Source organism: Verrucomicrobiota bacterium (assembly GCA_039027815.1).
GTDB lineage: Bacteria > Verrucomicrobiota > Verrucomicrobiia > Verrucomicrobiales > JBCCJK01 > JBCCJK01.
Genome location: JBCCJK010000055.1, coordinates 1 through 11850, shown reverse-complemented (window position 1 = coordinate 11850; position 11850 = coordinate 1). Strand labels below are relative to the sequence as shown.

Here is an 11850-nt window from a genome sequence, read left to right as displayed (position 1 = left end):
GGGCGCGGTGCAGGCACCGTAACCGAGGAGCAACGCTGGGCTGGCTCGAAAGACTCCGGCTCTTCCTTCCCCGCGCTTCAGCGCCTCTTCCCCACAACACCTCCCCTCCATTCTACCAGTGTATTCTGGAGGTTGGTATTAAGAGCCGCGAATTCGGAGCGGCCGACGGCACGGGGGCCGGGAAGAGCCCTCGGGTGGAAAAGAGGTTCGCTAGTCGACCAAATTGTCGATCTTGGTCGCCAGGTCGAAATCGAGCGAAGTCAGACCGCCCTCGTCGTGAGTGGTCGAAGAAATCGTGACCGTGGTGAACTGGATGAGAATCTCTGGATGATGCTGGGCCTCCTCGGCAATCTCGGAGACATCGTTCACAAAATCGATGGACTGAGAAAACTCATCGAACTCGTAGGTCCGCGAGATGACGGTCTCATCGATCTCCCATTCGGGGACTTTCTTCGCGAGGCGTTCGAGGTCTTTTTCTTCCAAAAGGTCGGCCATAAAGAGAAGGCGTGGTGTTGACGGCTTTCCGTCCCTTCTTATTAAGGAGCGGAATTGCAAATCGAAAATTTCTCGCAAGCCGAAAGATTTGCTCCACCTTCCCCCACCCTCGCCAAACGAGAGACCGGATCGTCTCTCAAACAGATTCAAATACCTCAAAAAAAATGGGCCAAATCTACAACAACATCACCGAAACCATCGGGCGCACTCCCCTCGTGAAGCTCAACCGCGTGAGCGCCGAGGTCGATGCCACCATCCTCCTCAAGAGTGAGTTCTTCAATCCACTGGGCAGCGTGAAAGACCGCATCGGCCTGGCCATGATCGAAACCGCGGAAAAAGCCGGCTTACTCCATTCGGACAGCGTCATCGTGGAGCCCACCAGTGGCAACACCGGCATCGCCCTCGCCTTCGTGGCTGCCGCCAAAGGCTACCGCTGCATCCTGACCATGCCGGAATCCATGAGCGTAGAACGGCGCACCCTCTTGGCGCTTTTGGGAGCGGAGTTGGTGCTGACCCCCGGCCCAAAGGGCATGAAGGGTGCCATCGAAAAGGCCAAGGAAATCGTCGAGAACACGGCCGGCGCGTGGATGCCGCAGCAATTTGAAAATCCCGCCAACCCCGAAATCCATCGGCAAACCACGGCCGAGGAAATCTGGAGCGACACCGATGGCGCAGTCGATATTTTGGTGGCGGGCGTCGGGACCGGGGGCACGACCACCGGAGTGGGCGAAATCCTCAAATCCCGCAAGCCCGGCGTCCAAGTCATCGCCATGGAACCGCAAGACTCTCCCGTTATTTCGCAAACCAAGGCTGGCGTGGAGCTGACCCCTGGGCCCCACAAAATCCAGGGAACGGGCGCCGGCTTCGTGCCGAGCAATCTCCATCTCGACGTGGTGGATGAAGTCATCAAAGTCTCCAACGACGACGCCTTCGCCATGGCTCGTCGAATCGCCAAAGAAGAGGGCATTCTCGGCGGCATCAGCACCGGGGCCAATGTCTGGGCCGCCCTCCAAGTGGCCGCTCGCCCCGAAAACCAGGGCAAAACCATCGTCACCATTGGTTGTTCCACCGGAGAGCGATATCTCAGCACTCCCTTGGCCGATGAAGCCCGCGCCGCCGTCGGCGGTTGACGAATTCCGCCATTTAGCGGTTGTCATCCCGGGGATTTCGAATTTCAGGATGGCTCGCCGAAATTCGCAATCCCCCCTTCTCTCCTCGATCTCATGGCCCAGCAGCCCAGCGCCCCCGCAGCCCCCTCAGTCCCTGGCGAAGAACCGCATGCCGCCGAGCTGTTTTTTCAGAAACACAAGCTCCCCTTGGTAGGCGGCGTGGCCTTGGTGGCCATCCTGGGCGTGGCCGCTTTGCTCCTGGATTCGCAAAAGCAGCAGAACCAAGCCGAAGCCGGCCAAGCCCTCCTGGCCGCCCGAGACAGCGCCGCCCTCCAAGAAATCATAGCGGACTACCCGGAAACCCTGGCCGCTGGCAACGCCTTTCTCGAAACCGCTCTCTTGCAGTGGGAGGAAGGGGATCGCGGCGGGGCCGAAGCCACCCTCCGCCGCTTCTTAACGGAGTTCCCCCAGCACCCCTTGCGATCCAAAGGCCACGCGCTTCTCGGCTCCCAGCTCTTCCAGCGGGGCCAGCCAGAAGAGGCCCATCGTCAGTTTGAAAAACTACTCGAAGAAGACTCTGGCTCTTACCTGGTGGCCTACGCCAAGCTCATGATGGCAGAAATCGCCGAAACCGAGGAAGACGCTCGCGCAGCTCTCCAGGCAGCCATCGCACTCAATGAGTTTTCCCCCTACCGCTCTCTCCTGCAGCAGGCCGAAACCTTCGTGGGGGTGGAACTCCCGACCCTGGTCGAAGCTCCCGTGATCGAAGAATCCTCCCCCGAAGAAGCGTCCTTCAACCCGCCGCCCCTCCTGGAAAACCCCCTTCCAGAGGAGCCCGCGGCGGAAATTCCTGCAAGCGGCCCAGAGGAAGAAACTCCGCCTTCTCCGCCTGCTCCAGAGCCGACGCCATAATCTTCGGCGGCGGCGCGTGCCCGGTGGAAGGGTCAAGCGAAGCTGACTCAATTCAAGGGAACACCTTGTGCCAAGGCCACCAGGCCGCTCAGTTGAGATTGGATCACTCTGGAGGGTCGGCCCTCCTTCAGTGACCCTGGTCCCCGTGAAGCTCGTCGGAGTGCTCTGTCTCCTCTTTGGCTTCTTTCTCCTCGTGCTCCTTGTAGACGTGGTGCATCTGCTTGGTCTCTTCCCAAGCCTGCCGCTCACAAGCTTCCATAAACGCTCCCACGGCCAAAACCGTGACCGACACCCGAAGCACTCGAATCAACATATTGGCCATGATTGAAACACAGCCAGAGCAACTGAAAAGCCAAATTTGCGATTTTATTTAATTTTTGCTCTCATAAATGAGAATCAGATCAGCTCTGGTAGCCAAAGCGTTTCTCTCAAACGGCATCCTAAGAGCCGAGCTCGCTCAAAAGCTTCTCGTGAAGGCCGCCAAAGCCGCCATTGCTGAAGACCGCCACGACATCGCCCGAGCGACTCTCCTTTTTCAAGTAGCTGACAATCGCTTCCACATCCTCCGCATAGAAAGCGGCTTTGCCCAGGCTCGCGAGCCTCTCCACCACTCGCTCCGGTTGCAGGCGATCCTCAGCCTGGACCTTCTCCGGGTTTTCGACCGCCGAAATGATGACACCGTCCGCCCCTGCGAGCGACTCCGCCAAATCGGCCTCAAAGATCTTGCGACGCATGGTGTTGGACCGGGGCTCAAAAATGGCCCAGAGCCGACCCGCCTGGAACCTTTGTCGGATGGCATGCAGGCACTCTCGGATGGCTGTTGGATGATGGGCAAAATCGTCGATCACTTTGACGCCGTTGACCTCCCCCCGCAGTTCTTGACGACGCTTCACTCCCTGGAAGCTCCGCAGTCCCGCTCGAATTTCCTCGGCCGATAGCCCGGCGGCCCTGGCTGTCGTGATGGCCATGGCCACATTGCGGGCATTGAACTCGCCGAAGAGTGGGCTGAAGTAGCTCTCCCCTTCCAAACGGAAAGAGGTCCCTTCCGCCTGGAAGACCAGGGCCTCGATCCGCAAGTCGTTCTCGGGACCAAGCCCGATTTTCGACACGGGAGCTAAGGAGCGCTCCGCCACCTCAAGGCAAGAGGGGTCATCTCCATTGATGAACAGGCGGCCGCTCCGCGGGATGAGATTGACCAATCGCCGGAAGGTTAGCTTGATGGCCTCCAGGTCCTCATAGATATCGGCGTGATCGAACTCGATGTTGTTGATGATGACCAACTCCGGCAGGTAGTGGAGAAATTTGGACCGCTTGTCGAAGAAGGCCGTGTCGTATTCATCCCCCTCCAGCACAAAGAAGTCCGAGTCGGTAAACCGGGCCCCGCCAGCCAGATTCCGCGGCACCCCTCCGATGAGGTAGCTTGGGTCGCGTCCAGCCTCTTCCAAGAGATGGGTCAGAATGGAAGTGGTGGTGGTCTTGCCGTGGGTCCCTGTCACCACCAGATTCCGCTTCCCGCGGAGAAAAAACTCTTTCAGCGTCTCGGGGAGCGAGAGGTAGCGGAGCTTGCGATCCAAGACCGCTTCCAGTTCTTCATTGCCCCGGCTGAGGGCATTGCCCACCACCACCAGTTCCGCCTCCTCGGGCAGGTTTTCCGGTCGATAGCCCGCCCTCAGCTCCACGCCCTCAGCCTCCAAAAAAGTGGACATGGGTGGGTAGACCTTCTCGTCGGAGCCACTGATCAGGAAGCCCTTTCGCTTGAGCCCAGCCGCCACCGCCCCCATGGCCGTGCCGCAGATTCCCAAAAAATGAATGTGTCGTCCCTCGCTCAAGGCCGCGAAACTTGGAGGGGGCGACCGCGCGAGCAAGCTTTTTCCCTCAGGGCTTTCTCGGAAGGCCCTCTTTCAAGGGCTTCCCTTTGAAGGCGTTCCATAAGCAGCCCGGAGAGCGGCGGCCGGGAAGCGCTCGCCTGGACTGGGCCGCCGCCCTCCTTCCAGGTGGATATCAACTGGGATGACCCCCAACCGCGCCCGAAGAAACTCCAGCAACTCATCGAGCGCTTCCAACTGGGATCGGGGAACCGTCGTCCGATTGAAATCGCCCACCAGACAAATGCTAATGGCCTCCGCCGCGCCCGCGCTCCCGGAAGCAAGCTGCTTCTTCCAGCGAGGACCGATGAAGATTTCCCCCAGGGACAGGCCCTGGCCATTGCCAATGAGAAAGTGCCAGGCCAGGCCCTCCTCCAACCCGCGAACCCGCACTTGATAATCCTCCAAAGCTTCCAGATCCCCCACTAGCGTGCCCGTGCTATGGACTCGCATCGCTTTCCAAGAAGCTGCTTTCGGCGAGTGGAGGGCGATGGCTGATCGCGTTTCCTCCGTCAACCAGCGCCACTCGGTGCGCGCTTCGCCGAAGACAAACTCCTCTGCGCTGGCCGGCTTTCCCCCACCGCTCGCCAAAAGCCACGCCACCCCCAGCAGCCAGGCCCATTGCTCCTTTCTCCTTGATACTGTGGGAAAAAGACCTACAAAGCCTCTTTTCCAGAACCTAGCTCCCCCTCCTGCTCTCATCTCCGCCGCATCCGCGAAGACTTGTGTCGAAGCAACCGAAAATCCTGATCACGACCGCCGCCTTCGGAGACGGGCACAACACCGCCGCGCGAAATCTTCACGCGGCCTTCCAGCGCCTGGGGGTCGATTCGGAAGTCCGCGATTTTTTGGTGGAAGGCGCCCCGGGCGTAACCCGCACCCTCAACCAAAGCTACCGCTGGGCCATTACCCACATGCCCAGGCTCTGGCATCGGCTCTACGGCTACGCGGACAAAGCCTGCCTCCACGGTTCCTGGTTGAATGCCTTTGATCTCCCCGAGCGGGCGTTGGCCAGCTACCTCGGCCGGCATCGGCCCGACTTCATCCTCTCGACCTACCCCCTCTACGCCTACCTGCTCAACAGCCTTTACCTGGGACGGCTGAGGCGACCCTTTCCAGTTTACAACGTCATCACCGACTCGCTCACCATCAACCACGCCTGGCTCCGGGGCGGGGTCGATCATTCCTTTGTCACAGACGCCCTCACGGCCGACATTGTCCGCCAAGACCTACCTCCCCATGACGTAACCGTCTCCGGCTTCCCGGTCGATCTCGGTTTTGAACGACTTTTCTCCCAGCTCACGCCTCCCCGTCCCGGCTACCCCCTCCGGGTCCTCTACATGGCCACCGAGCGCCCGCCCAAAGTGGCCCAGACGCTTCGCCACATCCTGGAATACCAGAGCCGCTCCGGCATGGACGTCACCGTCGTGCTGGGACGGCGGGAAAAGGAATTGCGACGGCTGGTGGAATCAGTGGCGGGACGGCAATCGGTCGAAATCCTCGGGTGGACCGACCGCATCCCCGAACTCATGTGCACCCACCATGTGCTCATCTCGAAAGCGGGCGGCGCCACCGTGCATGAGGCGCGGGCAGCCCACTGCCCCCTGATGATCAACTTCGTGGTGCCCGGCCAGGAAGAAGGCAATGCCGAACTCATGTTGCGGGAAAACTGCGGCTGTCGGCTGGAAAACACCCAGGACATCCCGAGGCAACTGCGGGCTTGGTTTGAACACGGAGCCGAACGCTGGCTCGCCCTGCGGGACTCGCTCTATCGAGTGGGCCAACCAGACGCAGCCATGAACATCGCTCGTCGCACCCTCGCCATGAATGGGCTCTCCGCTCCGGAGATTTCCCAGTTCCCTGAGCCACCCTTGGAAGAAAAAGCCTCTAGCTCCAAGGCGTGAGGGGTCGCGGAAGGCACGCCAACCCCCCCAAGCACCTTTCTGCTACCGTCCCCTCCTCTCAGCGGCCCAGTTGCTCCTGAAAGAGCGTCTTGAAGCCGCACTCACGCAAGCGCTGGGCGGCCAGCTCCTCATTGTCGACATGCATCGCCAGGGAGTTGCCGGAGGGCGGTTTGACTAAGAGCGGGTAACTGAAGTTGATGTTGATGTCCGCTTCCAGCAGGACGGAGAGACAGCGACGCAGATCGGTGGTGTCGGTTTTGATGGCCACGACCAGGACTTCGATCACGCTGAAGGGAATGCCCTTCTCCAGAAAGTGGAGCAGCACCGTGTCGGGGTCGCTCACAATCACTCGCACCATGGTGGCGTCCACCGAATCCGAGACGCTCAGCCCCAAAACCTCCACTCCCACCGAATCGAGAAAGCGAACAATCCGCATGAGGGCACCGACCTTGTTTTCCAAGAAAATCGTGAACTGGCGGACAGGCGTCCCCGGCTGGGCAATTTCGCTATCCGTCATGAGGAGGCAATCACTGGCGGCGGAACGGGGAGGGTAGCCACCATTTAGAGAAAAGGAAGGAAAAATCGCTCTCAAGGAGCCGGGGAGAAGCTCTCTCGCGCTCATCTCGCCGGATGGCAAAAACGCCCGCTGGGTGGAGCGGGCGTTTTGGAAGAGAGCGGAAGATTGGCTCCAGTCGGCCTACTTCTTCTTGGCTTCTTCCCGTTCTTTGGCTTCCACGATGACCTGCTCCGCCACGTTCCGTGGGCAGGGCGCGTAGTGGAGGAATTCCATCGAGAATTGACCGCGACCTGAGGTCATGGTGCGGAGATCGCCGATGTAGCCAAACATTTCGCTCAAGGGAGCTTCCGCCTTCACGCGGACGCCCGTTGGGAGACTGTCTTGGGTTTTGATCATCCCGCGGCGGCGATTGAGGTCGCCAATCACGTCACCCACATTGTCCTCTGGCGTGAAGACATCGAGCTTCATAATCGGCTCCAGAATCTGAGGTCCCGCCTTGGGGATGGTCTGACGGTAGGCGGCTCGGGAGGCGATTTCGAAGGCCACCGCCGAGGAGTCCACCGCGTGGAAGCCCCCATCCCGGAGGTTCACTTTGACATCGACCTGGGGATACCCGGCCAGCACACCCCGCTCCATCGAAAGCTGGAAGCCCTTCTCGACCGCGGTCCAATACTCCCGAGGGACGTTGCCGCCCACCACCGTCGACTCAAACTCAAAGCCCGCTCCGGCTTCGTTCGGCTCGATGGTGTAGTCAATTTTGGCAAACTGCCCCGAACCCCCTGACTGCTTCTTGTGGGTGTAGGAATCGTCTACCTTTTGGGTGATCGATTCGCGGTAGGCCACTTGGGGAGCGCCCACGTCTACCTCCACCTTGTGCGTGCGCTTGAGGATATCCACTTTGATATCGAGGTGGAGTTCGCCCATACCCTTGAGAATGGTCTCTCCCGAATCTTGGTCTGTCTCCACCCGGAAGGAAGGGTCCTCTTGCACCATTTTGCCAAGCGCCACGCCCAGTTTCTCCGCGTTGGCCTTGTCCTTGGCGGCGATCGCCAGGGAAATCACCGGATCGGGGAAGACCATCGGCTCGAGCGTAGCCGGTTCCTTCGGGTCGGCCAGAGTGTGCCCGGTTTGCACGTTCTTGAGGCCCACGATGGCGATGATGTCCCCCGCTTGCGCGGAGTTGATCTCTTCGCGGTTGTCGGCATGCATTTGCACGAGACGACCGATCCGCTCCGTCTTGCCGGTGTAGGTATTGAGGACATTCATGCCCTTCTCGATCTTGCCCGAGTAAATGCGGGTGAAGGTGAGGGCCCCGTATTTGTCATCCATGATTTTGAAAGCCAGGGAACGGAGTGGTTTGTCGACATCCACTTCGGCATAGCCGCCGGTCTCGTTGCCCTCGAGATCGATCTCAGGCTGAGGCTTGACCTCTGTCGGGCTCGGCAAGTAGTCGACGACGGCGTCAAGCACCAATTGCACCCCCTTGTTTTTGAAGGACGAGCCGCAGTAGGTGGGAAAGAAATCGAGGGCGATGGTTCCCTTGCGAATCAGCTTTTTGATGGTGGCCAGATCGGGCTCCTCGCCTTCGAGGTAGCTCTCCATCACGTTATCATCCTGCTCCACCACGGTTTCGATCAAGAGATGGCGATACTCCGCGACCTTTTCCTTCATGTCTTCCGGGACCGCCTTCTTCTCGTAGTTGAGCGGGTCTCCTGAATCATCCCAGATCCAAGCGGTTTCCGTCAAAAGGTCCACCACTCCAGTGAACTCGCTCTCGCTGCCGATGGGCAAAACCATCACGAGCGGTTTGGCAGCCAGCACCTCTTCCACTTGCTTGACCACACGATAGAAATCCGCTCCGATCCGGTCGAGCTTGTTTACGTAGATGATCCGGGACACTTCCGAATCGTTGGCATAGCGCCAGTTGGTCTCCGACTGGGGTTCGACGCCGCCGGAGCCGCAAAAGACGCCCACTCCACCATCCAAGACTTTGAGTGAACGGTAGACCTCGATCGTGAAATCGACGTGACCCGGAGTGTCGATGATATTGAACTGGTGCGGTTCATACTGCTGCTCACTGCCCGGCCAGAAACAAGTGGTGGCGGCGGACTGGATGGTAATACCCCGCTCCTGTTCCTGCTCCATGAAGTCGGTCGTGGCCGCTCCATCATGCACTTCACCCAGTTTGTGGATCTTCCCGGTCAACTTGAGGATACGCTCGGTGGTGGTGGTTTTCCCGGCGTCCACGTGTGCGAAAATGCCGATGTTGCGGTATTTGGAGAGATCTTTCATGGGTTCGTCTGCGTTGTCGGAGAGGGTCCGATCCGCCGCTTCCGGCGGAAGGCGGTATGTCTAGAGCAAAGCCGCCATTTGGCAACTGGCGATTCCGGGGCATTCCTTCCACCAGGTGGCCGAGCTCCCTAGCGGCTTGGCGAGCGCTCCTGCGCCTCTCTCACGAGGTGGCGGGACTCTCTTCCAGAAAATCGGAAAACTCGTAGAGTTGAGGGTCTCGCAGCGGTGGTTTTTTGCCAAACAGCTTGGCCCTTTGCTTGGCAAAAAGATCCATGTCCTCATCGTCGAGCACATCCCCGAACTCTTCTTCGAGCGCCTCGGGGTCCTCCCCCTTTTCCATGCGCCCCACCATTTCCTCCAGCGGTCCCGGCAGTTCCCGTCCCGTCACCTCACACATCCGCCGCATGAATTTCCCCATCATCCGAGGGTCTGGATTCTCCTCATCCATGCCCGCCATTTCGCCCTCGAACTCTCCCATAAGCGACTCCATCTGGGACTCACTCATATCGGCAAAAGGATCGTCCTCATCGCTTTCTTCCTTGGCCTTGCCAGTGATCGCGAATTTGGAGACCCGCTTTTCCATGCGCAGTTCCTTTCCGTCAGGACAGAGCGGCACCTTGTCACTGTAACGCAAGGACCGCGCAAAGAACTGATAGAGCTTGTTGTTGTCCGGGGAGTAGAATTCGTAGATCGGCATGGTGGCAGGAGAAATAATCGGAGCGAGGCGTCCGTCAACTTTGCTCGCCAAACTGCATTTCCGCCAGCAATCGATAGAGCCCATTTTCGTCTTGGATCAGCTCGGCGTGCTTCCCTGACTCCACCATCTGACCCCGCTGCAGCACGAGGATCCGGTCGGCGCTTTTCACAGTCGCCAGCCGATGGGCGATGATGATGCTGGTGCGGCCTTTCATCAGGTTCTCGAGCGCTTGCTGCACCATCTGCTCGCTTTCCGAATCGAGAGCGCTCGTCGCCTCGTCCAAGAGCAGCAAAGAGGGGTCGGCCAGGATGGCCCGGGCAATCGCGATCCGCTGCCGCTGGCCCCCAGACAGCCGCACCCCCCGGTCTCCCACGATGGTGCGGTAGCCGTCCGGAAAATCCTCGATGAAATCGTGGGCAAAGGCTTGGCGAGCGGCTTCTCGCACCTCTTCGGCCGAGGCCCCGATGCGTCCGTAGCGGATGTTTTCCTCGATCGTTCCCCCGAAAAGCAGGACCTCCTGTGGCACCAGGGCCATGCTAGCCCGGAGGGCGGCCAGCGGCACCTCTCTCGCGTCCATGCCATCAAAGCGGATGACTCCCAAACTCGGTTCGAAGAATCGCAACAGGAGCGAAACCAAGGTCGATTTGCCGGCGCCACTCGGACCCACTAGCGCCAGCTTTTCCCCAGGGGCCACCTGGAAATGGAGGGACTGCAAGACCGCCACCTCCGGCCGAGAAGGGTAATGAAAGGACACCCCTTCAAAGGAAAGCGCGCCAGCCAGCGGAGGAAAAGCGCCCCCCTCCGGCTCGATCTGTCCCGTCGGTTCGGCCTCTTCCTCGAGGATTTCCCGGATCCGATCCGTGGCCCCGATCGCCTTTTGCATCTGCCCGAGCGCCTCGGGCAACGCGGCCAGGGCCCCGCCCACAAAACCATTGTAGATGATAAAGGCCGCAAAGCGCTCGCTATCGAGCGTCCCCGCCCGCAGCTCTCCGGAGGCGAACCACACCAGGTAAGTGATGACGCCGAAAAGGGCGAAAATGATGAAAGAGACGAAGGCAGCCTTGGAATGGGCTGCCGAGAGCGTGAAGCCGAGAAACCGTTCCAAGGCCTCGCGGTAGCGAGAGCTTTCGAAGGCCTCATTACCAAAGGCCTTGACCTCCTGGATTCCGTGAAGGGCCTCCTCTGCCACCACATTGGCTGCGGCCAACTCATCCTGCGACTGCCTGGTTTGCAGTCGGATTTTGCGCCCCCAAAAACCCACCGAAAGCATCACGAGGGGGAAGCAGGCCAACATCACCAGAGCCAGTTTGGATGACATGACAAAGAGCAAGACCAGCCCGCCCAACAAGACCACCACCTGCCGGACCACTTGCGGGACGGTCCCAATCATGGTTTCGCGGATCAGTCCGAGATCGGCCGAGAGTCGACTGGAAAGCTCGCCTACCCGATTGCGATGGAAGAAGGTGATCGGCAGCCGGAGGAGAGCGGCAAAAGTCTGCTCCGAGAGATCTGCGATGGCGCTTTCCCCGGCTTTCGCGAACCACCGGATCCGAAAAAAAGCGACCCCCGCCTGCAGGGCCAGGATGCACAAGAGAGAGAGGGCCGCCACGTTGGCCTCCTGCTGGAGCGTCTCTGGCGGGCGGTCATCCTGAAAGCCCAGTCCCACGATTTTTCCCAAGAAGTAAGGGAACGCCAACGAAAGAACGCTCGCAAGCAACAGAGCAATCAGTCCGGGATAGAACCAGCGGGAATAGGGTCGAAGGGTGGCGAAAAGCGCCTTGGCCGCGCGCCAAGACGACGCCGGTTTTTTGTGAGTCTCCATCAAGCGGTTCGTTCGGGAAAAAAGGAACCCGAGACTCTACCAGACGAGGCGAGCCTGCAAACGACAAGCGACACAAGCCACCGCCAAGGGCCTCTTATACCAAGCTGCAGAATTGGCTGGTAGAATGGCCGAGTGGATTTCGGGCCAGACCAAGGCGCGACGAGGGCGCGGTGCAGGCACCGTAACCGAGGAGCAACGCTGGGCTGGCTCGAAAGACTCCGGCTCTTCCTTCCCCGC

General features: G+C 59.8%; 11 protein-coding genes. 3 read left to right on the top strand and 8 right to left on the bottom strand.

Annotation, left to right across the window (positions count from 1 at the left end):
• Positions 1 to 210: 210 nt before the first annotated feature.
• Positions 211 to 495 carry a 4a-hydroxytetrahydrobiopterin dehydratase gene (locus tag AAF555_11495; GenBank protein ID MEM6912189.1) on the bottom strand — a complete coding sequence of 95 codons (285 nt, stop codon included), beginning with the start codon at positions 493 to 495 and terminating at the stop codon, positions 211 to 213.
• A gap of 164 nt (positions 496 to 659) precedes the next feature.
• On the opposite strand from AAF555_11495, the gene cysK reads away from it, so the two are divergent.
• Both cysK and AAF555_11485 read left to right on the top strand, forming a co-directional pair.
• Positions 660 to 1625 carry a cysteine synthase A gene (gene cysK / locus AAF555_11490; protein ID MEM6912188.1) on the top strand — a complete coding sequence of 322 codons (966 nt, stop codon included), beginning with the start codon at positions 660 to 662 and terminating at the stop codon, positions 1623 to 1625.
• 93 nt (positions 1626 to 1718) lie between these two features.
• Positions 1719 to 2516, top strand: coding sequence for a hypothetical protein (locus AAF555_11485; protein MEM6912187.1), 798 nt, complete (start codon positions 1719 to 1721; stop codon positions 2514 to 2516).
• 127 nt (positions 2517 to 2643) lie between these two features.
• On the opposite strand, the gene AAF555_11480 is transcribed toward AAF555_11485, so the two are convergent.
• The 3 genes from AAF555_11480 to AAF555_11470 form a co-directional block, all read right to left on the bottom strand.
• Positions 2644 to 2838, bottom strand: coding sequence for a hypothetical protein (locus AAF555_11480; GenBank protein ID MEM6912186.1), 195 nt, complete (start codon positions 2836 to 2838; stop codon positions 2644 to 2646).
• Between the two features lie 118 nt (positions 2839 to 2956).
• Positions 2957 to 4345 carry a UDP-N-acetylmuramate:L-alanyl-gamma-D-glutamyl-meso-diaminopimelate ligase gene (mpl, locus tag AAF555_11475; protein ID MEM6912185.1) on the bottom strand — a complete coding sequence of 463 codons (1389 nt, stop codon included), beginning with the start codon at positions 4343 to 4345 and terminating at the stop codon, positions 2957 to 2959.
• A gap of 72 nt (positions 4346 to 4417) precedes the next feature.
• On the bottom strand, positions 4418 to 4984 hold the full coding sequence (locus AAF555_11470; protein MEM6912184.1) for a hypothetical protein: 567 nt from the start codon (positions 4982 to 4984) through the stop codon (positions 4418 to 4420).
• Positions 4985 to 5106: 122 nt separating this feature from the next.
• On the opposite strand from AAF555_11470, the gene AAF555_11465 reads away from it, so the two are divergent.
• Positions 5107 to 6285: a galactosyldiacylglycerol synthase gene (locus tag AAF555_11465; protein MEM6912183.1), complete on the top strand. Its 1179-nt coding sequence runs from the start codon at positions 5107 to 5109 to the stop codon at positions 6283 to 6285.
• A 58-nt stretch (positions 6286 to 6343) separates the two neighbouring features.
• Here AAF555_11465 and AAF555_11460 read toward each other — a convergent pair whose 3' ends face one another.
• From AAF555_11460 to AAF555_11445, 4 genes are all read right to left on the bottom strand, one after another.
• A complete protein-coding gene (locus AAF555_11460) occupies positions 6344 to 6877 on the bottom strand; it encodes a hypothetical protein (protein ID MEM6912182.1) in 534 nt (177 codons plus the stop codon).
• Positions 6878 to 6982: 105 nt separating this feature from the next.
• Positions 6983 to 9094, bottom strand: coding sequence for an elongation factor G (fusA, locus tag AAF555_11455; GenBank protein ID MEM6912181.1), 2112 nt, complete (start codon positions 9092 to 9094; stop codon positions 6983 to 6985).
• Between the two features lie 160 nt (positions 9095 to 9254).
• On the bottom strand, positions 9255 to 9791 hold the full coding sequence (locus AAF555_11450; GenBank protein ID MEM6912180.1) for a cytochrome C: 537 nt from the start codon (positions 9789 to 9791) through the stop codon (positions 9255 to 9257).
• A 34-nt stretch (positions 9792 to 9825) separates the two neighbouring features.
• Positions 9826 to 11613, bottom strand: a complete 1788-nt coding sequence (locus AAF555_11445) for an ABC transporter transmembrane domain-containing protein (protein ID MEM6912179.1) — start codon at positions 11611 to 11613, stop codon at positions 9826 to 9828.
• Between the last annotated feature and the right edge of the window lie 237 nt (positions 11614 to 11850).

What these genes read in the sequence shown, in the direction of transcription:
- AAF555_11445 (MEM6912179.1), bottom strand. Translation starts at nt 11,613, where the DNA reads ATGGAGACTCACAAAAAACCGGCGTCGTCTTGGCGCGCGGCCAAGGCG.
- AAF555_11485 (MEM6912187.1), top strand. Translation starts at nt 1,719, where the DNA reads ATGGCCCAGCAGCCCAGCGCCCCCGCAGCCCCCTCAGTCCCTGGCGAA.
- cysK (MEM6912188.1), top strand. Translation starts at nt 660, where the DNA reads ATGGGCCAAATCTACAACAACATCACCGAAACCATCGGGCGCACTCCC.
- fusA (MEM6912181.1), bottom strand. Translation starts at nt 9,094, where the DNA reads ATGAAAGATCTCTCCAAATACCGCAACATCGGCATTTTCGCACACGTG.
- AAF555_11450 (MEM6912180.1), bottom strand. Translation starts at nt 9,791, where the DNA reads ATGCCGATCTACGAATTCTACTCCCCGGACAACAACAAGCTCTATCAG.
- AAF555_11480 (MEM6912186.1), bottom strand. Translation starts at nt 2,838, where the DNA reads ATGGCCAATATGTTGATTCGAGTGCTTCGGGTGTCGGTCACGGTTTTG.
- AAF555_11495 (MEM6912189.1), bottom strand. Translation starts at nt 495, where the DNA reads ATGGCCGACCTTTTGGAAGAAAAAGACCTCGAACGCCTCGCGAAGAAA.